The sequence below is a fragment of the Pseudomonas congelans genome (genome assembly GCF_900103225.1).
In the GTDB taxonomy this organism is placed as follows: domain Bacteria; phylum Pseudomonadota; class Gammaproteobacteria; order Pseudomonadales; family Pseudomonadaceae; genus Aquipseudomonas; species Aquipseudomonas congelans.
Map to the genome: position 1 here is coordinate 295,343 of NZ_FNJH01000003.1, position 26,643 is coordinate 321,985.

The 26,643-nt window shown below is 60.2% G+C and carries 25 protein-coding genes and 4 tRNA genes; 17 read left to right on the plus strand and 12 right to left on the minus strand.

Features of this window, described 5'->3' with window-relative positions; translation table 11 throughout:
- Window positions 1–68: 68 nt before the first annotated feature.
- A complete protein-coding gene (locus BLR20_RS12620) occupies window positions 69–836 on the minus strand; it encodes a DODA-type extradiol aromatic ring-opening family dioxygenase (RefSeq protein ID WP_054993543.1) in 768 nt (255 codons plus the stop codon).
- A gap of 101 nt (window positions 837–937) precedes the next feature.
- Between BLR20_RS12620 and BLR20_RS12625 the strand changes: the two genes are divergently transcribed.
- Window positions 938–1,600, plus strand: a complete 663-nt coding sequence (locus BLR20_RS12625; RefSeq protein ID WP_054993544.1) for a thiopurine S-methyltransferase — start codon at window positions 938–940, stop codon at window positions 1,598–1,600.
- 311 nt (window positions 1,601–1,911) lie between these two features.
- On the opposite strand, the gene htpX is transcribed toward BLR20_RS12625, so the two are convergent.
- Window positions 1,912–2,799, minus strand: a complete 888-nt coding sequence (gene htpX, locus BLR20_RS12630; protein ID WP_003369784.1) for a protease HtpX — start codon at window positions 2,797–2,799, stop codon at window positions 1,912–1,914.
- Window positions 2,800–3,064: 265 nt separating this feature from the next.
- Window positions 3,065–4,276: a pyridoxal phosphate-dependent aminotransferase gene (locus tag BLR20_RS12635; RefSeq protein ID WP_003314686.1), complete on the minus strand. Its 1,212-nt coding sequence runs from the start codon at window positions 4,274–4,276 to the stop codon at window positions 3,065–3,067.
- A 188-nt stretch (window positions 4,277–4,464) separates the two neighbouring features.
- On the opposite strand from BLR20_RS12635, the gene msrB reads away from it, so the two are divergent.
- Both msrB and BLR20_RS12645 read left to right on the plus strand, forming a co-directional pair.
- Window positions 4,465–4,860, plus strand: a complete 396-nt coding sequence (msrB, locus tag BLR20_RS12640) for a peptide-methionine (R)-S-oxide reductase MsrB (RefSeq protein WP_032612171.1) — start codon at window positions 4,465–4,467, stop codon at window positions 4,858–4,860.
- Window positions 4,861–4,917: 57 nt separating this feature from the next.
- Window positions 4,918–5,403 (plus strand): glutathione peroxidase, encoded by a 486-nt coding sequence (locus BLR20_RS12645; RefSeq protein WP_025991088.1) that lies wholly within the window; start codon window positions 4,918–4,920, stop codon window positions 5,401–5,403.
- Between the two features lie 3 nt (window positions 5,404–5,406).
- Here BLR20_RS12645 and BLR20_RS12650 read toward each other — a convergent pair whose 3' ends face one another.
- Complete coding sequence (locus tag BLR20_RS12650; protein ID WP_054993545.1) at window positions 5,407–7,758, minus strand: hybrid sensor histidine kinase/response regulator; 2,352 nt, start codon at window positions 7,756–7,758, stop codon at window positions 5,407–5,409.
- A gap of 85 nt (window positions 7,759–7,843) precedes the next feature.
- Between BLR20_RS12650 and BLR20_RS12655 the strand changes: the two genes are divergently transcribed.
- A complete protein-coding gene (locus BLR20_RS12655; RefSeq protein WP_032612168.1) occupies window positions 7,844–8,734 on the plus strand; it encodes an ATP-binding protein in 891 nt (296 codons plus the stop codon).
- Window positions 8,731–9,213 (plus strand): GAF domain-containing protein, encoded by a 483-nt coding sequence (locus BLR20_RS12660; protein WP_032612166.1) that lies wholly within the window; start codon window positions 8,731–8,733, stop codon window positions 9,211–9,213. Before BLR20_RS12655 ends, BLR20_RS12660 begins: the two co-directional genes overlap by 4 nt.
- 54 nt (window positions 9,214–9,267) lie before the next feature.
- Here BLR20_RS12660 and BLR20_RS12665 read toward each other — a convergent pair whose 3' ends face one another.
- The gene (locus BLR20_RS12665; protein ID WP_054081671.1) at window positions 9,268–10,026 is read right to left on the minus strand and encodes a hypothetical protein; all 759 of its coding nucleotides are present in this window, start codon (window positions 10,024–10,026) and stop codon (window positions 9,268–9,270) included.
- 304 nt (window positions 10,027–10,330) lie between these two features.
- Here BLR20_RS12665 and BLR20_RS12670 point away from each other — a divergent pair.
- The 4 genes from BLR20_RS12670 (at window position 10,331) to BLR20_RS12685 (ending at window position 10,740) form a co-directional block, all read left to right on the plus strand.
- Window positions 10,331–10,406: transfer RNA gene (locus BLR20_RS12670), tRNA-Glu, on the plus strand.
- 2 nt (window positions 10,407–10,408) lie between these two features.
- Window positions 10,409–10,484 (plus strand) — tRNA-Gly (locus BLR20_RS12675).
- Between the two features lie 100 nt (window positions 10,485–10,584).
- Window positions 10,585–10,660, plus strand: a tRNA-Glu gene (locus tag BLR20_RS12680).
- Window positions 10,661–10,664: 4 nt separating this feature from the next.
- A tRNA-Gly gene (locus tag BLR20_RS12685) sits at window positions 10,665–10,740 on the plus strand.
- Window positions 10,741–10,851: 111 nt separating this feature from the next.
- Here the strand turns inward: BLR20_RS12685 and BLR20_RS12690 are convergent.
- Window positions 10,852–11,580, minus strand: a complete 729-nt coding sequence (locus BLR20_RS12690; protein ID WP_010429310.1) for a pirin family protein — start codon at window positions 11,578–11,580, stop codon at window positions 10,852–10,854.
- A 184-nt stretch (window positions 11,581–11,764) separates the two neighbouring features.
- Here BLR20_RS12690 and BLR20_RS12695 point away from each other — a divergent pair, with 184 nt between their 5' ends.
- The 3 genes from BLR20_RS12695 (at window position 11,765) to BLR20_RS12705 (ending at window position 16,092) form a co-directional block, all read left to right on the plus strand.
- Complete coding sequence (locus BLR20_RS12695) at window positions 11,765–12,673, plus strand: LysR family transcriptional regulator (protein WP_032612471.1); 909 nt, start codon at window positions 11,765–11,767, stop codon at window positions 12,671–12,673.
- A 117-nt stretch (window positions 12,674–12,790) separates the two neighbouring features.
- The gene (locus tag BLR20_RS12700; RefSeq protein WP_202907616.1) at window positions 12,791–13,783 is read left to right on the plus strand and encodes an ABC transporter substrate-binding protein; all 993 of its coding nucleotides are present in this window, start codon (window positions 12,791–12,793) and stop codon (window positions 13,781–13,783) included.
- Window positions 13,784–13,821: 38 nt separating this feature from the next.
- On the plus strand, window positions 13,822–16,092 hold the full coding sequence (locus tag BLR20_RS12705; RefSeq protein WP_054993547.1) for a molybdopterin guanine dinucleotide-containing S/N-oxide reductase: 2,271 nt from the start codon (window positions 13,822–13,824) through the stop codon (window positions 16,090–16,092).
- 6 nt (window positions 16,093–16,098) lie between these two features.
- Here the strand turns inward: BLR20_RS12705 and BLR20_RS12710 are convergent, their stop codons facing one another.
- The 4 genes from BLR20_RS12710 to BLR20_RS12725 form a co-directional block, all read right to left on the minus strand.
- Window positions 16,099–17,292, minus strand: coding sequence for an acyl-CoA dehydrogenase family protein (locus tag BLR20_RS12710; RefSeq protein ID WP_054993548.1), 1,194 nt, complete (start codon window positions 17,290–17,292; stop codon window positions 16,099–16,101).
- A gap of 21 nt (window positions 17,293–17,313) precedes the next feature.
- Window positions 17,314–18,300, minus strand: a complete 987-nt coding sequence (locus BLR20_RS12715) for an ABC transporter substrate-binding protein (RefSeq protein ID WP_010429297.1) — start codon at window positions 18,298–18,300, stop codon at window positions 17,314–17,316.
- A gap of 86 nt (window positions 18,301–18,386) precedes the next feature.
- Window positions 18,387–19,970 carry a rhodanese homology domain-containing protein gene (locus BLR20_RS12720; RefSeq protein WP_032612463.1) on the minus strand — a complete coding sequence of 528 codons (1,584 nt, stop codon included), beginning with the start codon at window positions 19,968–19,970 and terminating at the stop codon, window positions 18,387–18,389.
- Window positions 19,967–20,575 carry a cysteine dioxygenase family protein gene (locus BLR20_RS12725; RefSeq protein WP_054993549.1) on the minus strand — a complete coding sequence of 203 codons (609 nt, stop codon included), beginning with the start codon at window positions 20,573–20,575 and terminating at the stop codon, window positions 19,967–19,969. The genes BLR20_RS12720 and BLR20_RS12725 overlap by 4 nt, the downstream gene beginning before the upstream one ends.
- 207 nt (window positions 20,576–20,782) lie before the next feature.
- On the opposite strand from BLR20_RS12725, the gene BLR20_RS12730 reads away from it, so the two are divergent.
- Window positions 20,783–21,688 carry a LysR family transcriptional regulator gene (locus BLR20_RS12730; RefSeq protein ID WP_054993550.1) on the plus strand — a complete coding sequence of 302 codons (906 nt, stop codon included), beginning with the start codon at window positions 20,783–20,785 and terminating at the stop codon, window positions 21,686–21,688.
- Between the two features lie 65 nt (window positions 21,689–21,753).
- Here BLR20_RS12730 and BLR20_RS12735 read toward each other — a convergent pair whose 3' ends face one another.
- Entirely contained in the window at window positions 21,754–22,842 is a 1,089-nt protein-coding gene (locus BLR20_RS12735; RefSeq protein WP_054993551.1) for an LLM class flavin-dependent oxidoreductase, read from the minus strand.
- Window positions 22,843–23,099: 257 nt separating this feature from the next.
- Between BLR20_RS12735 and BLR20_RS12740 the strand changes: the two genes are divergently transcribed.
- The 4 genes from BLR20_RS12740 to BLR20_RS12755 all read left to right on the plus strand — a co-directional run bounded on the left by BLR20_RS12740 (window position 23,100) and on the right by BLR20_RS12755 (window position 26,054).
- On the plus strand, window positions 23,100–23,957 hold the full coding sequence (locus BLR20_RS12740) for an ABC transporter permease (RefSeq protein ID WP_054993552.1): 858 nt from the start codon (window positions 23,100–23,102) through the stop codon (window positions 23,955–23,957).
- Window positions 23,958–23,960: 3 nt separating this feature from the next.
- Window positions 23,961–24,785 carry an ABC transporter ATP-binding protein gene (locus BLR20_RS12745; protein ID WP_054993553.1) on the plus strand — a complete coding sequence of 275 codons (825 nt, stop codon included), beginning with the start codon at window positions 23,961–23,963 and terminating at the stop codon, window positions 24,783–24,785.
- 51 nt (window positions 24,786–24,836) lie between these two features.
- Window positions 24,837–25,139 carry an Rdx family protein gene (locus BLR20_RS12750; RefSeq protein ID WP_010429278.1) on the plus strand — a complete coding sequence of 101 codons (303 nt, stop codon included), beginning with the start codon at window positions 24,837–24,839 and terminating at the stop codon, window positions 25,137–25,139.
- A gap of 93 nt (window positions 25,140–25,232) precedes the next feature.
- Window positions 25,233–26,054 carry a UDP-2,3-diacylglucosamine diphosphatase gene (locus BLR20_RS12755; RefSeq protein ID WP_054993554.1) on the plus strand — a complete coding sequence of 274 codons (822 nt, stop codon included), beginning with the start codon at window positions 25,233–25,235 and terminating at the stop codon, window positions 26,052–26,054.
- Between the two features lie 10 nt (window positions 26,055–26,064).
- Here BLR20_RS12755 and BLR20_RS12760 read toward each other — a convergent pair whose 3' ends face one another.
- Window positions 26,065–26,376 (minus strand): Mpo1-like protein, encoded by a 312-nt coding sequence (locus tag BLR20_RS12760; RefSeq protein WP_003393857.1) that lies wholly within the window; start codon window positions 26,374–26,376, stop codon window positions 26,065–26,067.
- Window positions 26,377–26,643 lie beyond the last annotated feature (267 nt).

Consider the following 26,643-nt stretch of genomic DNA (forward strand, 5'->3'; position numbering starts at 1 on the left):
CATAAAAAATCCCCGACTGGTTCGGGGATTTTTTTGCTTTGGATTCAGGCAAGTTGGTGCTACTGGCCTCACCCGAACCGATAGATATCCATCCCGAGCGCGCCCATGGTGAAGCCCTGATAGGCAATGCCGAAGACACCGCCAGCGCCGCGTGCGAAATACAGCGGCAGCAGGTGTTCGTCACTCGGGTGCGCCCGGGCCGCATGAGGAGCTAGGCTGCGGTAGTGGTGCAGTGCGGCCTCATCGTTGTCTTGCAGCTTGTCGATCATCCAGTCACGAAACGCGGCGGCCCAAGGCTCGATACTCTCAGGGCCGGCGTTCCAGTCAAGGTCACGCAGGTTATGCGTGATGCTGCCTGAGCCGATGATCAGCACACCCTGTTCGCGCAAACTGGCCAGTGCCCGGCCCACGCGGGTCTGCAATTCCGGCCCGTGGCGGCTGGGCAGCGAAACCTGCACCACCGGAATATCCGCGTCCGGGTACATCAGCGACAACGGCACCCAGACGCCGTGGTCGAAAGGGCGTCTGCTGTCGATGCGTGCAGGCAGGTCGCTGGCGGCAAGCAGTTCAACCACCGTGCGCGTCAGTTCCGGCAGCCCTTGCGCCGGGTACTGCACTGCGAACAATTCGGCTGGAAAACCGCCGAAATCATGCCATGTCTCGGGTTGTGGGTTGCCGTTGACGATCAGTTCGTGGCTTTCCCAATGGGCAGACACCATCACGATGGCGCTAGGCCGTGGCAGGCTGGCAGCCAACCGCTTCAAGGCAGGGCCGCTTTCGCCGGGCTCCAGCGCCAGCATGGGGGAGCCGTGGGAAATAAACAGGCTGGGGAACATTTAAAGCTCCAGAATAGAGGGATGACTCATAGTCGGTCATTTTTATGATCTAAATCTAATATAAGTTCTGGCGCTTTTTTATCGGATTTTCAGGAGGTTTCATGCAGGCGGATTTTTGGCTGCAGCGCTGGAGCGCCGGACAGATCGGCTTTCATCAGTCGCAGGTCAATCAGGACCTGCGACAATCCTGGCCATTGCTGCAGGTCGCGCCAGGGGCACGGGTTCTGGTGCCCTTATGCGGAAAGAGCCAGGACATGGGCTGGCTGATGGGGCAGGGGTATCACGTAGTGGGCGCCGAGTTGTCCGAGGCTGCAGTGGAGAGCTATTTCACCGAGCGTGGTGAGCAGCCGCACATCACCTTGCAGGGCGACTTCAAGGTCTACGCAGCGCCCGGCATTGAAATCTGGTGCGGTGATTTCTTCGCGCTGACTGCGCGCGATATTGGTCGTTGCGCGGCGTTTTACGACCGCGCTGCACTGATCGCCTTGCCAGCGGATATGCGCGAACGTTACGTGCAGCAGCTTGAAGCGCTGATGCCGCAGGCATGCAGCGGTTTGCTGATCACTCTGGAATACGATCAGAACCTGCTCGAAGGCCCGCCATTCTCCGTGCCATACACATGGCTGCAGAGCGTCATGTCAGGGAGCTGGAAGATCAAGAAGGTTGGCGGGCAGGATACGCTGCACAGCAGCCCCAAGGGGTTGAAGGCCGGATTGGAGCGTATGGATGAGCACGTGTATGTGTTGGAGCGTCAATCGCGCTGAGTCGTGCCTGGATCCCTCGCCGAGCGCAGAGCCGTTTGACGCATAGCGTCTCGAACTGCGTTCCCATGCGTAGCGTTCATCGTTACACATAAGTCCGCTTTTGATTCTGGCCGTAGGCCGTGGGAGCGAGCTTGCTCGCGAAGAGGCCGGTACAGCCCTCAAAAAACAGGGCCTTGATGCGTCTTCTTCGCGAGCAAGCGAAGCGTCGCCCTGCTTGCTCCCACGCCCTTTGGGTAGAAGTCTGGAAACCTCTTGTCCCGGGCTTATCGGCATATCTGTCGCAATGAGTCCGGACGTAGGAGCAAGCAGGTTCAACCGCGGCGGCGCAAAGCCTCGATGCGTTGCTCCAGCGGCGGGTGGCTCATGAACAGGCCAGCGAGGCCTTTCTTGAGGCCGGCGTTGATGCCGAAGGCGGTCAGGCTGTCGGGCATGTTCACCGGTACGCCCTGTTCGGAACGCAGGCGTTGCAGCGCGCCGATCATTGCGCCCGTACCCGCCAGTCGTGCACCGGCATCGTCAGCGCGGAATTCGCGTTTGCGCGAGAACCACATGACGATGGCGCTGGCCAGAAAGCCCAGTACCAGCTCGGCGAAGATCGTCGTGATGTAGTAAGCGATGCCCTGACCGTTTTCAGTCTTGAAGATCACCTTGTCGACAAAGTTGCCGATGATGCGGGCGAAGAACATCACGAAGGTGTTCACTACACCCTGTACCAGCGCCAGCGTCACCATGTCACCGTTGGCAACATGGCCGATCTCGTGCGCCAGTACGGCTTTCACTTCATCCGGCGAAAATCGCTCGAGCAGGCCCTGGCTGACCGCAACCAAGGCATCGTTCTTGTTCCAGCCCGTGGCGAACGCGTTGGCTTCGTACGCCGGGAAAATACCAACCTCCGGCATCTTGATGCCCGCGTCGCGGGACAGTTGTTCGACGGTCTGCAGCAACCATTGCTCATGGCGAGTGCGAGGCTGACTGATGATCTGAGTACCGGTGCTCATCTTCGCCATCCACTTGGAGATGAATAGCGAGAACAGCGAGCCCGCGAAACCGAACACAGCGCAGAAAACCAGCAGCTGATTGAGGTTCAGATCAACCCCGTTGGCCGCCATGAACCCATTGAAGCCAAAAAGGCTCAGGGTGATGCTGGCAATCAGCACGACCGCAAGGTTAGTGGCCAAAAACAGCAAAATGCGCATCATGGTCGAAACGTTCTCCTCAGGTAAATATGTAACTCGATGCCGGGTATATAAGGTGATGCTTGCTGCTATTCAACAGAGGGACTATTTCAAACTGTGTCCTCTTGTCGTAATCAATGGTAATCCCGCAAGGCTGAACGGCGCCTGAGCCAGAGTGGTCGATGCCTGAAGCGTTTGCGGCAGGGCATTCACGCTGTTTCGGGCAGGCAGAAATAAACTGCCCCGAGCGGGTCGGGGCAGAGAGGTCAGGCGAGAGGGCGGTGACTGTTTACTGGCGATAACCCTTCAGGAAATTACCGATGCGGCCAATGGCCTGCTCCAGTTCATCGACGCGCGGCAGGGTCACGACGCGGAAGTGATCAGGGTACGGCCAGTTGAACGCTGTGCCCTGGACCACCAGCAGCTTTTCGGAAAGCAGCAGATCGAGGACGAACTTCTCGTCGTTGAGGATCGGGCAGACCTTCGGGTCGATGCGCGGGAACGCGTACAGCGCGCCCATCGGCTTCACGCAGCTGACACCGGGAATGTCGTTGAGCAGCTCCCAGGTGCGGTTGCGCTGTTCCAGCAGACGACCAGGAGGAAGAATCAGGTCGTTGATGCTCTGATAGCCGCCCAGCGCGGTCTGGATGGCGTGCTGACTCGGTACGTTGGCACACAGGCGCATGTTGGCCAGAATGTCGATGCCTTCGATATAGCTCTGCGCATTGTGTTTCGGCCCGGAAATGGCGATCCAGCCGGAGCGGAAGCCTGCGACCCGATACGACTTGGACAGGCCGTTGAAGGTCAGGCACAGCAGGTCCGGTGCCAGCGAGGCGGTGCAGATGTGCACAGCGTCGTCATACAGGATCTTGTCGTAGATTTCGTCGGAGAACACCACCAGATTATGCTGGCGAGCCAGCTCCAGCATGCCCAGCAATACTTCGCGCGAGTACACCGCACCGGTCGGGTTGTTCGGGTTGATGATTACCATGGCCTTGGTGTTCGGGGTGATCTTGGCTTTGATGTCTTCAAGATCCGGCCACCAGTTGGCTTGCTCGTCGCACAGATAATGCACCGGGCTTCCACCGGACAAGGCGACGGCAGCGGTCCACAGTGGGTAGTCGGGGGCCGGAACCAGCACTTCGTCGCCATTGTTGAGCAGCGCCTGCATGGACATCACGATCAGCTCGGACACGCCGTTGCCCAGGTAGATGTCTTCGATGCCGACGCCTTCGACCTGCTTCTGCTGGTAATACTGCATCACCGCCTTGCGGGCGCTGAACAGGCCCTTGGAGTCGCTGTAGCCCTGCGCAGTCGGCAAGTTGCGGATCACGTCCTGCAGGATTTCGTCCGGCGCCTCGAAACCAAACGGCGCCGGGTTGCCGATGTTCAGCTTGAGGATGCGATGGCCTTCCTCTTCCAGGCGTTTGGCGTGCTTGAGCACCGGCCCGCGAATGTCATAGCAGACGTTTGCGAGCTTGTTCGATTTGTTGAACTGCATGGTGATGATCCCGAAAATGGACGAGCTGTCGCCGGCTTGCAATGAAGGTCGCTACATTCGCCATGAAAATGGGTTTGTGTACGACAAACGCGGGTGCCAGACTGACGTCTGACCTGGCGCAATGATACGTGCCACCTGATCTGCGGAAAAGGTACAGATCAGGGTTTTTCGAATTCGGAGGTGTACCTGTGGACAAGTTGGAAAAAACGCTTGAAGAGTGGAAACAGATGCTCGACCCGGAGCAGTACAACGTCTGCCGTCTGAAAGGCACCGAACGGCCGTTTTCCGGCAAGTACAACGAAACAAAGACAGAGGGCGTCTATCACTGCATCTGCTGCAATGAGCCGCTGTTCGATTCCAGGACCAAGTTTGATTCAGGCTGCGGCTGGCCCAGCTTCTATGCGCCGCTCGAGGGCAGCGCGGTGGTCGAGGTTCGCGACATGAGCCACGGCATGATTCGTACCGAAGTGGTCTGCGCCAAGTGCGATGCGCACCTGGGCCACGTGTTCCCGGATGGGCCGCCACCCACCGGGCTGCGTTATTGCATCAACTCGGTCTGCCTGGATCTGGTGCCGCGCGCCTAGGCTCTGTGCAGATTCAGCCACCGCTCTGTTCCAATACAAGTATCGAGGCCTCCTTTGATAAGTGAAAACCTGCTGAGCATCCCGGTCACGACGATCAAGGGCGAACAGAAAACCCTCGCCGATTTCTCCGGCAAGGCCTTGCTGGTGGTCAATACCGCCAGCAAGTGTGGCTTTACTCCTCAATACAAGGGGCTGGAGAAGCTCTGGCAGGACTACCGGGATCAGGGCTTGGTGGTGCTGGGTTTTCCCTGCAACCAGTTCGGCAAGCAGGAGCCAGGCGACGAGGGGGCGATTTCCGGGTTTTGCGAGCTCAACTACGGCGTCAGCTTCCCGTTGTTCAGAAAGATCGATGTGAACGGCGAGCAGGCCCATCCGCTGTTCGTGCAGCTCAAGCAGCAGGCTCCGGGATTGTTGGGTACGGAGCGCATCAAGTGGAATTTCACCAAGTTCCTGATTGGCAAGGATGGCCGGTTGGTCAAGCGTTTTGCGCCATTGACCAAGCCCGAGGAACTGACGGGCGAAATCGAAGCGCTGTTGCGCTAAGCGTCAATCGATACCGGTAATGGGTATCCACTGATCCAGAATGCTGATCAGCTCGGCACGCCGGAACGGCTTGGCCAGATAGTCATTCATGCCCGCCGCCTTGCAGCGCTCGCGTTCATCGGGCATGGCGTTGGCGGTAAGGGCAACGATCGGCAGATTCGGCCAGCGGCCACTGCTGCGGATCTGGCGGCTGGCTTCATAGCCGTCCATGACCGGCATGTTGCAGTCCATCAATACCAGGTCGAAATGGCCTTGCTCCAGTTGTTCCAGGGCTTCGCCGCCATGGCTGCTGATGATCACTTCGCACCCGAGCTTGCCGAGGATGCCCTTGGCGACCAGTTGATTGACCGGGTTGTCCTCCACCAGTAACACCCGCGCCAGACGTGGTGCGCTGTGCTCGAGCGTCTGTGTATCCTTGAGGCCGGTTTCTTCCTGACCCAGTATGCGCCGCAGCGTGTGGTAAAGCGCGTTGCGCGCCAGTGGCCGGGCCTGCTGTTGCAGCGGGGCCAGGGCAGCCACCTGTTCGCCGGGCATGAAGTTGCCATAGGCGGTCACCAGCAGGATCGGCACGGGCGTCGTGGGGCGAATCGCAAACAGGCATTCGGGACAGTCGGTAATGACCAGATCCGGACTGCTGTCGAGGTCCACTGTTTCCGGGCGATCGTCGATGCTGCGTCGTTTCAGATCGACGCCCCAGAACGGCAGCAGACTGCCAAGCAGTTCCACCAGTCCGCTGCCTGCCGAACTGACCACGGTCACCCGGCCCTTGAGCGGGGTCTGGGTGACCGCGGGCACGTGTACCGGCAGCGGCAGTTCGGCGCAGAACTGGCTGCCGAAACCGGACTGCGACTGGATACTCAGCGTGCCATTCATGGCCTCGCAGAGGTTGTTGGTCAGTGCCAGGCCCAGTCCAGTGCCGCCGTACTGACGGGTGATGGCGGTTTCAGCCTGGGTGAACGGCTGGAAGATTCGGGTCTGTGCGTCCTGCGCAATTCCGATGCCGGTATCGCGGACTTCGATGCGCACCCGGTTTTCACCGGAGCCGGCGTCCCGATGATGAGTCAGACGCACATCCACACGCCCGAAACGGGTGAACTTCAAGGCGTTGGACAGCAGGTTGCTGACGATCTGTCGCACTCGGGTCGGGTCGCCGGTGACCATGGCCGGAAAGTCCGGTGCGATCAGACAGGTCAGTTCCACGCTGGGCGCTGCGTTCTGCGACAGCAGATTGGCGGTGTCCTCGATCAACATCCCCAGGTCAAAAGGAATGCGCTCGATCTCCAGGTGACCGGCATCGAACTTGGACATGTCGAGAATATCGTTGAGCAACTCGACCAGCACCTTGCCGGAGTCGTGGGCGATCATCATTTGCTGGCGCTGTTCGGCACTCAGCGGGCTGTCCAGCGACAGCGCCAGCATGCCCAGCAGGCCGTTGAGCGGTGTCCGAATCTCGTGGCTCATGTGTGCCAGAAACGCCGAGCGTGCATGAGCCATGTCCAGCGCCGTACTGCGTGCTATCTGAAGTTCCTCATTGGACTCGCGCAGGCGCAGGTTGCTGGCCTTGAGCTCGTTGGTGCGTGCCGAGACGATGTTTTCCAGTTCGTTGAGGTGGTCGGTCAGCCGGTCCTCGGCTGCGCGTCGTCTGGAAAACTCGCTGCTCATGCTTTCAAACTGACGGTTGAACGTCTCGACCAGTACGCCGATTTCATCCTGGGCATGGTAGGGCGGGCAGGTTATTTTGCCTTGGTCAGGGTTGCGCGGATCGCGACTGCTCAGCTCGCGGATCACCCTCACCAGAGGCTTGGTCAGGGTCGCGTAAAACAGAATGGTCAGAATGCCGGCCAGCGCCAGGCTGCGGACGAAGCCGTTGAGCAGGGTGATTTCAGCGCGTTGCAGAAAATGGCTGCCGAACGCGAAGGTGTCCACGGTCAGGTACAGCGTGCCGATGGTTTCATTGGGCAGATGATTGAGGTGCAGTTTTTCCTGAAACTGCCGGCTTTCGCCGAACAGCCAGTCGCTGAAGACCCGATAACGCCCGGTGGCCATGGGGCGCTCGACGCTGGAGAGCACAGCGTCGTTGTTATCGGTAAGCCTGGCGCTGACCACGGCAGGTGAGCGCAGCAGGCCGAGTGTGAGTTCCTGGGCCAGCTCGGAGTCAATGTTATAGGCGATACGCGACGCCGGGTTCTGGGTGATTTCCAGCAGAGACTTGATTTCACGATTGATGGAAGCGTCTTCGCTGGCATAATCGATCGCAATCTGGAACAGGCTCAGCAAGGTCCCCAGCACGAAGCCGATCGATACAGCCAGGCGCGCCTGCTTGAACGACAGCCTGTTTTTGAGCGATATATCCATGAGTACTGCCACTTCTGGTGCCCGGTGCCGGCCAAGCATAGCTGATCGGCACTGCTGACTAATCAGTTAAATATAAGGAGATCCCGTGGATTCTCGGTTGGATGCTTTTCTGCAGCGCGCCGACGCCGTGCTGGCCCGACTGGAGCCGTTGCTGCCAGCGCTGCGCGAGCCGGTCGACTGGTCGCAGGCACTGGCCGCGCGCTGGGTGCAAGAAGGCCGCAGCGGTTATCTGATGCCGCTGCAAGTGAGCCTGGATACACGCCTGACCGATCTGATCGGCGTTGACCTGCAGCGCGATCAGCTGGGCCGCAATACTCGTCAGTTCATCGACGGGCTGCCTGCCAACCATGCCTTGCTGTGGGGTTCGCGCGGCACCGGCAAGTCGTCCTTGATCCGCGCTCTGCTGGCCGAGTATGCCCCGGCTGGTCTGCGTCTGATCGAGATCGAACGCGATCACCTGGGCGACTTGCCGCGTGTGGTCGAGCAACTGCACAAGCTGCCGCAGCGCTTTGTGCTGTTCTGCGATGACCTGTCGTTCGAGTCGGGCGAGGGCGATTATCGCGTGCTCAAAAGTGTACTTGACGGCTCGCTGGAGCAGGCGCCGGACAACGTGCTGCTGTATGCGACCTCCAATCGTCGTCACCTGGTGCCCGAGAAGGAAAGTGACAACGTCGACTGGAAGCACGTTGACGGCGAACTGCACCCCAGTGAGGCCGTCGAAGACAAGATCGCCTTGTCTGACCGGTTCGGACTATGGCTGTCGTTCTATCCGTTCACTCAGGAACATTATCTGAACGTGGTCGAGCACTGGATCACGCAATTGGCGCAAAAAGCCGGATTGCAGTGGCAGCGCGACGAAAATCTGGAGAAAGCCGCGATTCGCTGGGCAACCGCGCGCGGTAATCGCAATGGCCGCTGTGCCTATCAATTTGCACGTTACTGGGTAGGACTTGAATTGTTGGAGCAACACAGATGATTGATTTGCAAAACACCGGGGCGGGCCTGGACGGCTACGGCCTGCTGACTGCCCAGCTGCAAGCACTGCTGGCCGACGAGCGCGATTTCATCGCCAATGCGGCGCAGTTTTCGGCGTTTCTCTATACCCAGCTCGACGATCTGAACTGGGCGGGCTTTTACCTCAATCGCAATGAAGAACTGGTGCTGGGGCCGTTTCAAGGGCAGATCGCCTGCGTACGCATTCCTTTCGGCCGTGGCGTTTGCGGGGCGGCCGCGCAGAGTCGGCAAACCCAGCGCGTTCAGGACGTCCACGAGTTTCCCGGACACATTGCCTGCGACAGCGCATCGAACAGCGAGTTGGTGGTGCCATTGATCAAGGAGGGGCGTCTGATCGGGGTGCTGGACCTGGACAGTCCAAGTGTGGGGCGTTTCAACGAAGAGGATCAGGCAGGGGTCGAGCGTCTTGCGGCTATCTTTCTGGCATCGACCGACTGCTGAGCCGGTCGGCCTGCCGCTGCCCGGAGCACAATTCCGGCAGCGGCGGGGCGGTCATCAATCGTAGATGACTTTCTTTTTCCATTCCGATTCGGTGTCGTCCTGCTTCAGGCCTTCGGTCAGTGCGTTGTCGTCGTCTTCGGTCGGTGCGGTATTGGTCAACACCACCGAATTGGCACGGGCCAGTTGTTTTTCCATCGCCAGCAGTTGCTGCTGATAAGTGACCGGGTCAGGCTGGTTGCGCAAATACTGTACGCCGCGTTCGAATGCCAGACGTGCCTGACCCGGTTGATCCTGCGAAAGTGCGGTCTGGCCAAGGTTGTTGAAGAATTCGATGTGCAGATTGACCAGAATCGTACGGATTTCACGGATCCAGTGTTTAGCCTCGCTGGTCTGCAGAAAACCGTCATGCGCAGCGCGAGTCACCTGACCGTGCAGGGCTTCCAGCAGAAAGCGCACGTCCTTGGCCTTGGCTTCGGTCTGGATCGGTGTGACCGGGTTGGGTATATCGATGCCTTCGCCTTTGGCAATCTGCTGTTCCAGTTCGCCGATGCGATGCTTGAGCTGAGCGTTGCCTTTCTCCATGTTCAGCATACGCTGCACGACGTTCAGCTCCAGTCGTGTCAGCAACAGCTTCAAGGCGGGGGACATCAACTGGCCCGGGAATACTTCGGTGATCTCGCTGCAGCGACGCAGGCGATCCCCGAGTTCGACCTTGGTACGAGCCTTTTCCAGTTTGCCGTTTTCAGCGACGTGATTCAGGTAGCCGATCGCGATGAGCAGTGCGATACCTGCTACTACCATCAGCGTGATCATGAGTGGAGTCACTGTGCAAACCTCATTTGTTCAATTAGTTTTAGTGCGAGTGTAGTGGCTAAGCACTACTGCGCATAGATGTCCCTCTCGGAGTTTGTCGGCATCTCTTCTATATAGATTAGGAGAGATTCGTCAGTCGGGCGCCCGGCGACGGTCGGTCAGCGTCCGAACGGCAGCGAAGTTATTGATTTCAATAAATTTTCACATGGGGGTTGACGACCCCTCAATCCATCCATAGAATGCGCGCCACTTACAGCGTAAAGCACACAGCGTAGCGCAAATAAGTAGTGAATGTTGTACGTGTGTCCCCTTCGTCTAGTGGCCTAGGACACCGCCCTTTCACGGCGGTAACAGGGGTTCGAGTCCCCTAGGGGACGCCATTGCGGGAATAGCTCAGTTGGTAGAGCACGACCTTGCCAAGGTCGGGGTCGCGAGTTCGAGTCTCGTTTCCCGCTCCAATTTTAAGCAGCTTTGCCTCAGGGCAGGGTTGAGTGAAACCAGAACACGTCTTCGGATGATGTCTGGAACTGAAACACACACCATTGTGTTTCAGGCAGTGTCCCCTTCGTCTAGTGGCCTAGGACACCGCCCTTTCACGGCGGTAACAGGGGTTCGAGTCCCCTAGGGGACGCCATATTGCGGGAATAGCTCAGTTGGTAGAGCACGACCTTGCCAAGGTCGGGGTCGCGAGTTCGAGTCTCGTTTCCCGCTCCAAATTCACAAAAACGCCGCTCAACAGAGCGGCGTTTTTGTTTGTGCGTTTTAACTTCAGATGTTTTAACGTCATGTAAAAGAACGCCGCTTTAAAGGCGGCGTTTTTTCATCTCAGGCTCTGGGCATCTGCGGCAATTCATTTGGCCGCATGTCGAACACCAACACCTCTGCGTCAACCCCTGCGCTCAGGCTCAGAGTCTGTTCGTCGCGTACACGCACGCCATCCCCTTCACCCAGCTGCTCGCCATTGAGCATCACACTGCCACGGGCAACGTGCACATAGGCATAACGGTTGGCTGCCAGCTCCAAGGTCGCGGTTTCATCGCCATCGAACAGGCCGGCATACACGCGAGCGTCCTGGCGCACCTTGAGCGCGCCGTTCTCGCCTTCTGGCGAGATGATCAACTGCAGGCGACCGCGTTTCTGCTCGGGGCTGAAATGCTTCTCCTGGTAGTTGGGCGTCGCGCCTGCAACATTTGGCACGATCCAGATCTGCAGAAAATGCACACCCTCGGTGTGCGAGTGGTTGAACTCGCTATGTGCCACGCCGGTGCCCGCGCTCATCAACTGCACGTCGCCGGGACGGATCACCGAGCCGGTGCCCAGCGTATCCTTGTGCTCCAGCGCGCCTTCCAACACGTAGGAAAAAATCTCCATGTCCCGATGCGGGTGCTGGCCGAAACCTTTGCCGGCACTGACGCGGTCGTCGTTGATCACCAGCAGGTCGGAAAAGCCCTGTTCCTGCGGGTTACGGTAGCCGGCAAAGGAAAAGGTGTGAAAGGATTTCAACCAGCCATGGTCGGCTGCACCACGATCGGAGGCTTTGCGAAGAGTCAGCATGATTCTTTCTCCATCTATCGACGCTGCACATTCAGCAATCGATCACGTAGGAAGAAGAGTACGGCTTATCGACTGTCGCAATAAGTAGCTGAAATATGAATGACTGTCTCTCTGAGGTTGACAGTAGGTCGCGCTACGTTACGCTCCACCGAACGCCATTCAGCGCTTGATCAGGTCGCAACACATGAACCCTTTCGAAGACATGCGGATGTTCTGCCAGGTGATGGAGTCCGGCAGCCTGACTGCCGCATCCGACAAGCTGGGCCTGTCCAAACAGTTTGTCAGTCGTCGTCTGATGCAACTGGAGGAGCGGCTGGGCGTACGCCTGCTCAACCGTTCGACGCGACGTCTGGACGTCACGCCGTTGGGCCAGAGTTACTACGAATCGGCCCTGCGTCTGCTGGCTGAGCTGGAGCAGGTGGAGCAGGGGATCACCGGGCAAAACCACGAACCGCGCGGCACCCTGCGCGTAAGTGCGCCGCTGTCGTTTGCCGTTACCCACCTGGCCTGCCTGCTGCCGCTGTTTTTGCAGCGCTATCGCGACGTGGCAGTAGAAGTCGATCTGAGTGATCGTCCGGTGGACGTGATCAGTGAAGGTTACGACCTGGTACTGCGTATCGGCGTGCTTGAAGACTCCAGCCTGATCGCCCGGCGCATTGCCTCGATCGACCGGGTGTACTGCGCCAGTCCGGTGTACCTGGCCGAGCGCGGCATACCGCAAAAACCCGAAGACCTGCACGCCCACGATTGCCTGCCCTATGGCCACAGCCGTCAAGCGCAGTGGCGTTTCCAACGGCAGGACAAGCCGTTGACCCTCAATGTCAGCGGGCGCATGCGTGCCAATAATGGCGAGCTGCTGAGGGAGTCGGCGATTGCCGGTTTGGGCATCACCTATTTGCCGACCTTTATTGTCGGTGCCGCGCTGCGCGACGGCAGCCTGGTGCGGGTGCTGGACAACCTGCGTCCCGAGCCACTGACGCTGTCAGCGGTTTATCCGCAACACCGTCAGGCCTCGCGACCGGTGCAGGCATTCATCGAGTTCCTGCGCGAGCGTCTGGAATCGGGTATTGAGCTGAATGATCCGCAAGCTTGAAGCAAGCTGATGATCACCCTGTTGATGATTAATTTGCATCTTAGGCTAGAACAAAAATGAATTTAGCTAATTTTTACCCTGGTGTTAGGGTCGTTGCCGATCATTTCGATTTGCCCGATGCCTGTGGAGAACATACCTGTGCCAACGACCCTCATCCGCTGGAGCCAACGCTTGCTGAAGGGGCTGGTGCTGAGCCTTGTGGCCTCGCTCGATATCCAGTCGGCCAATCTGATCGTCGGCGATCAGAGCTACAGCGCCCGCACCGTGATGGAAGCCGCCGGGGTGCTCAAAGATTTGCCTTACGAACTTGAATGGAAGCAGTTCACTGCAGGCTCGCCGGTCGCCGAGGCCTTGAACGTCGGCAGCCTGGATATTGGCTTGCTAGGCGATTCGCCTGCGCTGTTCATGGGCGCGCTGGGCGCTCCGATCAAGGTCATCGGTGTGTCGCGACAGAACCTCGACGGCGTTGCCATCGTTGTGCGCAAGGACTCGCCGATCAAGACCGTGGCGGATCTGGCGGGCAAGAAGGTCGCCATCTGGAAAGGTTCGTTCAGCCAGCAACTGATGCTCACCGCACTGGACAAGGCTGGTGTCGCCCGCGATGCCGTTGACTATCGCTACCTCAGCGCACTGGATTCCTCCCATGCGCTGGACGGCGGTTCGGTGGATGCGATTGCCACCTGGGAACCCTACGTCACCCAGCAGGAACGACAGGGTGCTCGGATTATCGCGACTGCCGAGGGCCTGATTCCAGCGCAAAGCTTCATCGTCGCCAACGATCAGGCCATCAAGGACAAGCGTGCGCAGATCAGCGATTTCCTGCAGCGCCTGCAGGCCGCCCGCGCCTGGTCGGTCAGTGATCCGCAGCACAATGAACGCTACGCCAACGCCTGGTCCGCGCTGACCAAGGCCGATGCCGAGGTAGCACGCCGCTGGTTTTCCCGTGCTCAGGTGGTAGTCGTGCCGATCACTGCGCAAGTGGTGGCTGGTGCGCAGCAAACCATCGATTTTTTCAACAACGCGGGGCTGACCAAGCGTTATCCTGCTGCCAGCGTGTTTGACGAGTCGTTCAGTTCAGCGCTGGCCGATCAGGCGCAGGCAGCGCGCTGACCGAGCGCCTGCCACTGTGCTATCCGGGAGCCTTCAACATGAGTTTCACATCATTGCACTGGGGCGCTTACCGCCCACAGGTCAAGGACGGCAAGCTGATCGGACTGTTGCCAGCAGAATGGGACAAGGATCCGTCTCCGATCGGCGATTCGGTTGCCGGCGCCATTACCTCGCCGACCCGCATCAGGCGCCCGGCGATACGCCGCAGTTTTCTTCAGCAAGCCGGTGGACGACCCGATCTGCGTGGTCAGGAGCCGTTCATCGAGGTTTCCTGGGAGGTCGCGCTGGATCTGGTCGCCAGCGAGTTGCAGCGAGTCCGGCACGAGCATGGCAATCAGGCGATCTTCGGTGGTAGCTACGGCTGGGGCAGCGCGGGGCGTTTTCATCACGCGCAAAGCCAGCTGCATCGCTTCCTCAACTGCATTGGCGGTTATGTGTTCAGCACCGACAGCTACAGCCTGGGTGCCGGGCGGGTGCTGATGCCGCACATCGTCGGCAACATGGACTGGCTGTTGGCGGCACATACCTCCTGGAAAAACCTCGCCGAGCATTGCGAGCTGTTCGTCGCGTTCGGCGGCTTGCCCGCCAAGAATGCGCAGACCAGCCCCGGTGGTGCCAGCGACCATCTGCTGGTCGATGCGCTGCAACGCATGTCCGACGCGGGCGTGCAGTTCGTCAACGTCAGCCCGCTGCGTGACGATCTGGTTGGCCCGACGCATAACCAGTGGCTGGCGGTACGTCCCGGCAGCGACACGGCGTTGATGATGGCGCTGTCCTGGGTACTGATCAGCGAAGGGTTGCACAACGAGGATTTCGTCCAGCGCTATACCGTGGGCTATGCGCGTTTTCGCGATTATCTGCTGGGCCACACTGATGGCCAGCCGAAAGACCCGCGCTGGGCCGAGGCGCTGACCGATATTCCTGCGCAGCAGATTGTCGAGCTGGCACGGCGCATGGCCAGCAAGCGCACCATGATCAACGTCGCCTATTCATTGCAGCGTTCGCTGCACGGTGAGCAACCGTTCTGGATGACGGTGACCCTGGCCGCGCTGTTGGGCCAGATCGGTTTGCCCGGTGCCGGTTTTGGCCTGGGTTACGGCTGCATGAACAACACCGGCAGTGGCCGCAAGGCGTTCTCGGGGCCACGCTTTTCCCAGGGCGGCAACCCGGTCATGGACTTCATTCCAGTCGCGCGGGTCACGGATATGCTGCTCAATCCCGGCACACCCTTCGATTACAACGGGCAACAGCGCACGTACCCGGACATTCGCCTGGTGTACTGGGCGGGTGGCAATATCTTTCACCACCATCAGGATCTCAATCGGCTGCTGGAGGCGTGGCAGCGGCCGCAAACCATCATTGTCCACGAGCAGTTCTGGACCGCCCAGGCACGCTATGCCGACATCGTACTGCCGGCCACCACGGCCCTGGAGCGCGATGACATTGGCAGTTCGGCCTCCGACCGTTTCATGATCGCCATGCAGCAGGCGATCGAACCCGTAGGGGAGTCGCGTGACGACTACTCGATTCTGGCCGCGCTGGCCGAGCGGCTGGGTGTGGCCCAGGCGTTTACCGAAGGTCGGGATGCCCGGGAATGGCTGCGCTTTATCTATGACGAGTCTCGGCAGCGGGCCGAAACGTTTGGCATCACCCTGCCGGATTTCGAGCAGTTCTGGCGTGACGGTGTACTGGAAATAGACTATCCGCACACCGACAACGTACTGCTTGAATCCTTTCGCCATGACCCTGACGCGCATCCGCTGCCGACGCCGTCCGGACGCATCGAAATTTTCTCCGAACGCATTGCAGGCTTTGGCTATGCCGATTGTCCCGGTCACCCGGTGTGGCTGGAGAAGCCTGTGCCGACCCACGCGCTGCACCTGCTGTCCAACCAGCCGAAAACCCGTCTGCACAGCCAGTACGACCACGGCAGTTACAGTCGCTCCTCGAAAATTCAGGCGCGCGAGCCGCTGACCCTCAACCCGCTGGATGCTCGCGCACGCGGACTGGTCGATGGCGATGTGGTCAAGGTTTTCAACGAGCGGGGCGCGTTTCTGGCCGGGGTGATCGTGTCGGATGGCATTCGTCCCGGCGTAGTGCAGATAGCCACCGGAGCCTGGTTCGATCCGCTGGTGCATGGCGAGCGAGGCAGTCTGGAAAAGCACGGCAACCCGAATGTGATCACCGAAGATGTGGGCGCCTCCAGCCTGTCGCAGGGCTGTTCAGCGCAGACGGCAACGGTGGAGATCGTCAAATGGGATCAGGATCTGCCGCCGGTGACGGCGTTCGAACCGCCGTCACTGCTCTGACGCGGTTTATCGGTCTTTGCTGCGCGCCGCAAACGCCGCCTTGCCCACGCCCGCCAGCACCGCGTCATTCTGTGGGGTATGCACCCGGCCGCACAGGACGTTGCGGTAGTGGCGCTGCAACGGGTTGCTGCGTGACAGTCCCGGATTTCCCGAGGCCTCGATGGCCAGTTCCACCGCGCGGATGGCGTTGCCGGTCACCAGGTATTTGATCTGCCCGGCGTGCTGGGCAGGTGTGTGCCCGTGGGCAGCCGATTGCAGCAGGCTGCGATTGGCGAACAGCAGGGTATCAATCTGCCCGACGGTTTCCTGAAAGCGCGGCAGGGTCGACAGCGCGGCGCCGAGGTTGGAGGGCGTGCGCTGTTCCAGCCAGTGCACCAGCCAGTCGCGGGCGGATTGAGCGATGCCATCGTAGACCGACGACAGCAGCACCGCCATCCACAGCAGGCCCGATCCATCCAGTTCGGATTGCGGGGCGCTCCACGGGCTGACACTGACGGCGTGATCGAGTGGCACCAGCACGTTGTCGAATCTGACTTCGTGGCTGCTGGTCGCGCGCATGCCCAGATGGTCCCAGTCCTCAATGATGGTGATGCCCGGCGTGTCCTTGTGGACCAGCCAGCTGCCCACCAGCGGATCATCGTCATCGCTGCGTGCCCACACGGCAAACCAGGTCAGACCATGGCTGCCTGTGGAGTAGATCTTGCTGCCGCTGATGCGCCAGCCTTGAGCGGTGCGGCGCGCGATGGTGCCTGGCAGGCCGCCGCGCGCAGGTGTTCCCAGATCGGGCTCCACGCGCAGGGCGTTGATCAACGCGCCCTCACGCACGGCCTGTTCGGCCACCTGTACGCGCAGATGGCTTGGCCAGTTGCGGTTCTCCTGCAGGCGTGAATGCTGCAGGTATTGCATGACCAGAATCAGCGCCGTCGACGGCTCTCCTCTGGCCACCGCGCTGATCACCTGCCGGGCTCGGGGCAGATCGGCACCGCCGCCGCCCAGTTCGGTCGGAACGGTCAGGCCAAGCAGGCCGTGAGCGTGCAGCAGCTGGAAGTTGGCGTGGGGGAATTGCGCGCTGACGTCGTATTGCTCGGCGGTTTCGGCCAGTGCGGCGGTCAGTTCCGCCAGCCGTTTGCCGAAGTCCTCGGCGGGCTCGGGCGCGTCATGCAGCTGGCGCGGAGTAGGGCGCAGGGTCGAGAGTGTCATGCGGGGTCCTTTTCGCAGCGTTTATTGAGCGGCGGCCTGCGCGATCTGCGCGCGCGAAGTGTTGAAGCTTTTGTCGAAGCCTGTCGAAACGTCGATCCTTTTGCTCAGAATGCCTTCGGCCAAGTAAGTGTCGGCAGTGTTTTGCAGGCCCTGGACGATCTGATCGTCAATCGGCGTGCGTTGCATTTTCGTCGCCTTGGCCACTGCGAGGTGCACCGCCAGGGGCAGGCCGGTAACTTTCGCCTGGGCCGCCGCGTACTCCTCGGGATGGGCGTTGGACCAATTGAAAGCGCGCTCGACGCGGGCAACGAAATCATCCAGTTGTGCGCGCTTGCCTTCGATGGCCTCGCTGGTTGCGGCAAGGTAGAGGTGGTTGCTCAGCAGCTCACTGCCGCTGACCAGTACTCGCGCGTCGCTTTGCGTGATGGAGATCGTGGTGTAAGGGTCCCAGGTTGCCCACGCATCGGCATCGCCACTGTCCAGCAGCAGACGCGACTCGCTGGGCAGCAGATTGATGAAGGTGACATCACTGGTTTTCAGCCCGGCCTCATGCAAGGCGCGGATCGCCAGGTAGTGGCCGATGGAGCCGCGGCCGGTGACGATGCGCTTGCCCTTGAGATCGGCAACGGTCTTGATCGGCGAGTCTTTCGGCACCAGCACCGCAGTGGTGAAGCGGCCCTGGGCGTGGGTGATGCTGACCACTTTCAAGGGTGCACCCGCCCCTAGAGCGAATACATAGGGCGCATCACCCAGCGCACCGATATCCACCGCGCCCGCATTCAGCGCCTCCCCCAGGGGTGCCGCTGCGGGAAACTCGGAAAACTGAATCTCGTAAGGCACGTCCTTGAGCTCGCCGGAAACCTGCAGCAGGGTTTTCAGCAGCGACTTCTGATTGGCGACCCGCAGCGGCGCCTGCTCGGCAGCCACTCCCTGACCTGCCAACACACTGAGCAGTGCGCCCAGCAGCAGGGTTTTAAACGGCAGGGTGGATTTGAAAAAAGGCAGCATTGAGGTGTTTCTCCATTGAGTTGATTGGTCGGTCAGATGCCCATCGTTCCTCACGCAGGGCATTGGCACGATGGTCATTCACCTGCTCAAATCACATAAAAGCCGTGTGTTCCGTCACGTCCCAGTTGCTCCACCAGGCCGAATTCCCAGTCCAGATACGCCTGCATGGCTTCGCGCGGTGCGTCGGTGCCTTCGTACGGGCGGCGATAGCGATCGATGCGTGGCGAGGCCAGTCGGCTTTCGCCGTGCTCCAGCGGCAGACCGGCCTTGATCCAGCTGGCGGTGCCGCCTTCGAGCAGGAACACCGGCTTGTCGGTCAACGCCTCAAGGTCGGCCACGGCAAAGCGCGCCAGACGGCTGCTGCCGCAGGTCAAGACATAGCGGTCAGCAGCCGGCAGCCTGCCCAGCGCCTGCTTGAGGTCGGCACGCAAGGTCCACCAGGCGCCGGGAATATGCTGTTTGACATAGTTGGCGCTGGCGGTGAAATCCAGCACCGCCACGTTTACCTGTGTCTGCCAGTGGGTGAGGGTTTCGACGCTGATCGCCTCCACCTGCGGCGGCCTCGGGAAGGGCGCGTCCCAGTCGCCCTGTTCGCTGAAGTCTGCTGCATCCAGGTCATCGATTACCGACACGTCCCAGCCCAATTGCGCCAGCCAGGAGGCCGACATGTTGGCGCGCACGCCGTCATCGTCCAGCAGCGCGATTCGCGCACCGCGTACGCTGGCGAAATGATCGGTTTCCTGCACCAACTGCCCACCCGGTGTAGAGCGCGCGCCGGGCAGGTGGCCTTTGGCAAACTCTTCCGGGGTGCGTACGTCGAACAGGTAAGTGGTGCGTGAAGCCTCGGCTTGCCAGCGTTGCAGATCAGCACGGCTGGCACGTTTGACGCTGGCGCGATCGGCCACCTTGCGGGCATCGGCACTGGCGGTTTCGCGGGTCTCTTCACTGACTGCCGCAAAACGCCGGTTCTGGCCATGGTCCAGCGTCTGGCCGGCCAGCAGCCAGCCAATGGTGCCATTGCGCAGTGCGTTGATCGGGTTGGGCAGGCCCGCGTTGACCAGCGACTGGGTGCCGATGATGCTGCGCGTGCGACCGGCACAATTGACGATGATTCGGGTAGCGGGATCGGGTGCCAGCTCACGTGCCCGCAGCACCAGTTCGGCGCCCGGCACGCTGATGCCACCGGGAATGCTCATGGTCTGGTATTCGTCATAGCGCCGGGCATCGAGCACTACCACGTCGGCATTGCTGTCGAGCAGGCGCTTGACCTCTTCCGCCGCCAGCGACGGGGTGGCTCGATGATGCTCCACCAGCTCGCCAAACGCCTTGCTCGGCACATTCACGTCGATGAACAGCTCGCCGCCAGCCGTGCGCCAGCCCTGCAGGCCGCCGTCGAGCAGTTTCACGTCGCTGTAGCCCAGTGTCTGCAGGCGTTGCAAAGCTACTTGTGCCAGGCCTTCGCCATCGTCGTACAGGGTCACGGCCGTGTCGCGTCGCGGAATGCGTGAGAAAACCTCCAGCTCCAGCTTCGACAACGGGATGTTTACGGCAAACAGTGGATGAGCCTGGGCAAAGGATGCCTCTTCGCGGACATCCACCAGGGCCAGCTCCTGACGGTCCAGCAAGGCCTGGCGAATATCGGCGAATGATCGGGTGGCAGGTGTGGTCATTGGGTCGGGCTCCCTGTTGGCTGATCCTGATGGGCAGTAGCGGCGGCGTTCGAATAGCCGGAGATGAACAGTTTTTCGGTGCCGTCGAGGTCATACACCGCACGCTTCACGGTGCCGATATCGGCGCCGTAGACGTGGATGCTGATCGACACCTGATCGTTGAAGGCGTTACTGACCTGATGGACATCGTTGCTGTGCGGTGACAGCGCCTCGACCTGGCCGGGTTGCAGGCGAATCGCCGGGCCGCTGGTTTCGAGGCGCCCTTGCGCGTTGCGAAGGTAGCCTTGGGAATCTTCCGCGCCGCGCAGCATGCCGATCAGCCCCCAGACGCGGTGGTCGTGAATCGGCGTGCGTTGCCCCGGCCCCCAGACGAAGCTGACTACCGAAAAGCGCTGCTGAGGATCGGCATGCAGCAGAAATTGCTGATAGCGGTTGGCGTCGGGTACGGCGAATTCTTCTGCCAGCCAGTCATCGTGGCTGACCAGTTGCGCCAGCAGCTTGCCGCCGCGGCGTAACAGGTCGCCTTCGTGCGGCTCGCTGCCGATCAGTTCGGTGAGGGCATCGATAAAGGCCCCGAGTCGTTCCGGGTGTCGGTTCTGAGTCATGTCCATTTCCAGATCACAGTCGGGGAATGGTTCGATATAAGCATAATATGGATATTTAATATGCTATTTTTTAATGATTAGGTTATAACGAAAACGTCTTTTACTTCTCTGCAGCAATCCGCGAAATCTACGCTCGGGCTATCCATGAGCGCCTGCTGGTACTATGCTTTTTGCCTATGTTTAATTTCTTTTTTATGTGCGGTCCGAATGAAAATTGATGATATCGATGCGTTCGTTGCAGTCATCCGCTGCCAGTCGATCAGCCACGCCGCTGAATCGCTGGATCTGACCCAGCCAGCCATTACGCGCCGGGTGCAGAATTTCGAGCAGGCCCTCGGGGTCGAGCTGTTCGACCGCAATACCAAGCCGCTCAAGCCGACTCCGATGGGCCTTCAGGTGTACCAGAAGTGCCTGGCAATCCTGCGCAAGATGGATTCGTTGCGCGAGCTGGTGGCCAGTGACACGCCGCCGAGCGGCCTGTTGCGTCTGGGCGTGCCGCAAACCATCGGTGACGTGGTGCTGCTCGATGCGCTCAAGCAATTGCGTGGGGAATTTCCGGATCTGCGTGCCCAGGTCAGCACCGGTTGGGGCAGCCATCTGATCGGCAAGATCGAAAACGGCGAGCTGGATGCGGCGGCGGCGCTGTTTCCGGCAGGCAAGATATTCCCGGACAACATCATCGGTCAGTCGATAGGCAAGATGGAGCTGGTGGTGGTCTGCGCCAAGGGCCTGGCCCCGAAAAAGCCCGGCAGGCTGGCGGACTGTTATGAACAGGGCTGGGTGCTTAATCCGGACGGCTGCGGCTTTCGTGCAGGTTTGCAGCGCACGCTGACCGATCAGGGTCTGAGCATGAAGGTCAATCTGGAGACTTTCGGCACCGAGTTGCAACTGGGGCTGGTGGCCGATGGCATGGGGCTTGGCCTGGTGCCCAGGCCCTTGCTGGAACGCAGTGCGCACCGCGAGCAGTTGGTGGCGCTGCCGCTCAAGGACTTCAAGCCGGTCATGGACTTGTGGCTGTTCTACCCGCGCTTTCTGGGTAACCTGCAGGCGCCGGTCGAAGCCTTCGGCGCACTGGTGGCCCGGTCGCTCAAGCCGGTCTCGGCAGCCGCCTGAAAACGGCATCGCGGGCAGGCGCTCTGGCGTCGAGCGTCAGGCCTGCCCGCAGGGCATGGGGTGAATCAGGCGACCTGTTCGCGCGCCTGCTGTTCGCGTTGCGCCACCAACGCGCGGGTCAGCGGGATCAGCTTCTTGCCATAGTCGATGGCGTCTTCCAATGGATCGAAGCCACGAATCAGGAACGTGGTAATCCCCAGATCGTAATAATCCAGCAGCGCTTCGGCGACCTGTTCCGGAGTGCCGACCAGCGAGGTCGAGTTGCCCTGTGCGCCAAGCAGGCCGGCGATGCCGGTCCACAGGCGCTTGTCCAGCCGCGACCCTTGTGCCGCGGCGTCCAGCAGGCGGCGTGATCCTTCATTCGGCGGTTCGCGTCGTACAAAGCCGTTGCGGTCTGCCAGTGCCCTGGCCTTTTCCAGAATACTGTCGGCGCGTGCCCAGGCCTGCTCCTCGGTCTCGGCCAGAATCGGACGTAATGACAGGCTGAAACGAATGGTCCGCCCATGTCTGGCAGCCTCGGCGCGGACCTTTTTCACCACCTCACGCACCTGTTCGTATGTCTCGCCCCACAACGCATAAACGTCGGCATGTTTGCCGGCCACGGCAATCGCCGCTGCCGAGGAACCACCAAAGTACAGGGGGATATGTGGCTGTTGCGGGGATTTGACCAGCGAGTGCGCGCCCTCGATCTGATAGTAGGTGCCGTCATGATCGAACGGCTTGTCGCTGGTCCATTCCTGACGCACTACGCTGAGGTACTCGTCGCTGCGTGCGTAGCGTTCGTCCTTGCCGATATGGCTGCCGTCGGCGCGCAGTTCCTTGTCGTCACCGCCGGTGATGATATGCACGGCAGTGCGCCCGCCATTGAACACGTCCAGCGTCGCGAACTGTCGTGCCGCCACAGTGGGGGCGATGAAGCCCGGGCGATGGGCGACCAGAAACTTCAGTTTGGTGGTGACGCTGGCGGCATGCGTTGCGACCAGCGTGCTGTCCGGGCTATTGGAATGGTAGGCGATCAGTGCACGATCAAAACCGGCATCTTCATGAGCCTTGGCCACGGTCTTCACGTAGTCGGGCTGGATGGTCGCGCCGCTGCGCGGGTGGATTTCAGAACCGGGTTGCGTGGCAATATAGCCAATGAATTCGATGCTCATGAAAACTCCTGCCAATGGTTGAGGTCCGTTCGACCTTGTCGAGAGGCACCATAAAGGCAAGGGGCAGACGCTGTGAAATTCGATTTCGGTCTAAGTTAATTATAAAAAATATGCATTATTAAGTTTTGTAGTGATCAAATATTTTAACTATTAGCTTAGGTCTAAATCGAATTTCACGCAGCGTTCTTATGCACATAGCATGGTCTTCATAATGCATCGGGTGCGTCTTGCCCGGTTTGTCCAGGAAGGATGTGCCCATGTCTGATACAACGCTCAACCTCGCAGAACCCGGTTTTCTGGTGGTCAACAAACCTGAACAGGGCCACGTCTCGCAACCGGGTCGCCCGAGCTGGCAAGTGCCTGGCTTTGTCTTGCGTCTGCTCAGCCCGCTGGCGCTGTTGCTGCTCTGGGAGCTGGCCTCTCAAACCGGCCTGCTGCCAGTCCGGGTGATTGCCGCGCCGTCGCAGATCGGCGGTACGCTCTGGTCGATGATCGTCTCGGGCGAACTGGCCCACCACTTGTGGGTTTCGTTGCAACGGGCACTGTCGGGCTTGAGCATCGGCGTCAGTATTGGCGTGGTGGCTGCACTGGTGACCGGGCTTTCCCGACGCGGCGAAATCGTTCTCGACTCGCCCATGCAGATGCTGCGCACCATTCCCTCGCTGGCACTGGTGCCACTGTTCATCCTCTGGTTCGGCATCGGCGAGTTCACCAAAGTGGCGCTGATCGTCATGGGCACCACCTTTCCGGTGTACCTGAATCTGTTTTCCGGCATCCGCAACATCGATCCGAAACTGATCGAGGCTGCCAACACGCTCGGGTTGAGCCGCCGCGAGTTGATCTGGCACGTCATCCTGCCCGGCTCGTTGCCTGCTTTTTTTGTCGGGCTGCGCTATTCCCTGGGTATTTCGTGGCTGGCCCTGGTCTTCGTCGAACAAATCAACACCACCGCTGGCATCGGTTATCTGGCCAGCGATGCGCGGGACTTCATGCGCACTGATGTAATCGTTATCTGCCTGTTGATCTACAGCGTCCTTGGCCTGGTGATCGACGCCATCATTCGCACGCTGGAGCGTTATGCGCTGGCCTGGCGCCCGACCTTCGTGAGGCATTGAAACATGGCCACTTCTGATCTGCGCAATACTCCCGCTGTCGCCTCCGAGGCGAGTCAGGCGCCTGTAAAACTGCGTAACGTGGTGCGCCAGTTTGGTCGGCAACGGGTCATCGACGGACTGAATCTGGATATTGCTCCAGGCGAATTTGTCGCCTTGCTTGGCGCCAGTGGCTCCGGCAAGACCACCTTGCTGCGCACCCTGGCCGGGCTTGACGAGATCGACAGCGGCCAACTGCGTGTGCCGGTGGCGCGGGCGGCGGTGTTTCAGGAGCCGCGCCTGATGCCGTGGAAAAACGCCTGGAAAAACGTGGTTCTCGGCCTGCGCATCAACGATGCCAGGGCTCGTGCCGAAGCAGCGTTGACCGAGGTTGGCCTGGCGCATCGGCTGAATGCCTTTCCGGTCACCTTGTCCGGTGGCGAAGCGCAGCGAGTGGCACTGGCGCGGGGACTGGTGCGTGAGCCAAAACTGTTGCTGCTCGACGAGCCTTTTGCCGCACTCGATGCCTTGACGCGCATTCGCATGCATCAACTGATCATCGACCTGTGGCGCAAGCACACCCCGGCGGTATTGCTGGTGACACACGATGTCGATGAGGCGATCCTGCTCGCTGACCGGGTCATCGTGCTGGCCGACGGCAAGATTGCCGACGACATCCGCGTCGACCTGCCGCGCCAGCGCGACAGCGGGCAGCCAGGGTTTCAACTGATTCGCAGCCGCTTGTTGGGCTTGCTCGGCGTCAAGGTACACGCGGCTGCCGATACCGCACCGCAAGCGCCGGAACAGGATGTCACCCTCAGTGCACTGCGCCGCTTCGCCAACGCTCGTTGATTCGGCGCACGCTGCGTATCATGGTCGTCTGAATTTCCGAAGGGGACGCCCATGTCTGCCGAAAAGCCTGAAGTCATCATCACCTATTGCATTCAATGCCAGTGGCTGTTGCGCGCTGCCTGGCTGGCCCAGGAACTGCTGAGCACGTTCAGCGATGACCTGGGCAAAGTTTCGCTGCAGCCTGGCACCGGCGGCGTGTTCCGCATTACCTGTGACGGTATACAACTCTGGGAGCGCAAGGCCGACGGCGGCTTTCCAGAAGCCAAAGTGCTCAAGCAGCGGCTGCGCGATCAGATCGACCCGGCCCGCGATCTGGGCCATAACGACCGCCATACTCCGCCAGGTCCTCAGTAATACAGGGCAACTGTCACGACATCGCCACGCACGTGTCACATTCGGTTAACCGGCATGCTCCACTCTTCTGGAAACCCTGCCGGAGGTCGTCACATGACCAGTGCTCAGCTCGCCACACCCAGCCGCAAACAGCGCGTGCGCACCTTGTGGATTTCCGACGTTCATCTGGGCACGCGTGATTGCCAGGCCGAGCACCTCTCTGCGTTTCTCAAACGCTATCAGGCTGACAAGGTGTACCTGGTCGGCGACATCATCGATGGCTGGAAACTGCGCGGCGGCATGTACTGGCCACAAGCGCACACCAACGTGATTCGCCGCTTGCTGACCATGAGCAAGCGCGGCACCGAAGTCATTTACGTCACCGGCAATCACGACGAATTCCTGCGCCGTTACTCCAAGCTGGTGCTGGGCAACATTCATCTGGTCGACGAAGTCGAACACGTGACGGCCGATGGGCGTCGTTTTCTGGTCATTCACGGCGACCAGTTCGACGTGATCACCCGTTACCACCGCTGGCTGGCCTTTCTGGGTGACTCGGCCTATGAATTCACCCTGACCCTCAATCGCTGGCTCAACCACTGGCGCGCCAAATACGGTTATGGCTACTGGTCGCTGTCTGCGTACCTCAAGCACAAGGTCAAGAGTGCGGTGAATTTCATCAGCGATTTCGAGGAAGCCATCGCCCATGAGTGCGTGAAGCGCGGGCTGGACGGAGTGGTCTGCGGGCACATCCACCATGCGGAAATTCGCCAGGTGGGGGGTGTGGAATACCTCAACTGCGGCGACTGGGTCGAATCCTGTACCGCCCTGATCGAACACCTGGACGGCAACATCGAACTGTTCCGCCTGGCGGATGCGCATTTGAAGGCGCAACAGGTTGCCGTCGAGGAACCCGCCAGCGAAACGCTTGCCTGAAGCAACCGGCCTAGAACGGCACCTTGCCCAAGAGCATGTCGCGGTACATCACGAAGTCGCCGAGCAGACTGTAAAACGGATGCTTGAACGTGGCCGGACGGTTCTTCTCAAAAAAGAAATGCCCGGCCCAGGCGAAGCCGTAACCCGCGACCGGCAACAGCCATAACAACCCCCACCGGCCGCTGCCCACACCAAACGCCAGCAGAAAAATCACCAGCGACGTACCGACAAAATGCAGACGTCGGCTGGTAGCGCTGCTGTGCTCGGCCAGATAGAAAGGATAGAACTCGGCGAAGCTCGAAAAACGCCTGATGGTATCCACTGTGCTCGTCCTCGTGTGGTTTCCTGTTGTTATACACAAATTTAGCCGACTGTCTTGCCGATGTGGAGCTTTCGAGTCGCGCTCATGTTTACGACTATCGTGCCAATGCTCCGCGTTGGCACGCAGTTCGTGACGTTCCGCGTTACAAATCCAAGATGCGAAACACCGTCATGCCTTACCCGCAGCCGCTGCCAGCGAAGCGCTTTTCGACCACGATGGTACTGACGACGAAGAGTGCGACGTAAGTGACGGCTGAGTCCTGGCGCT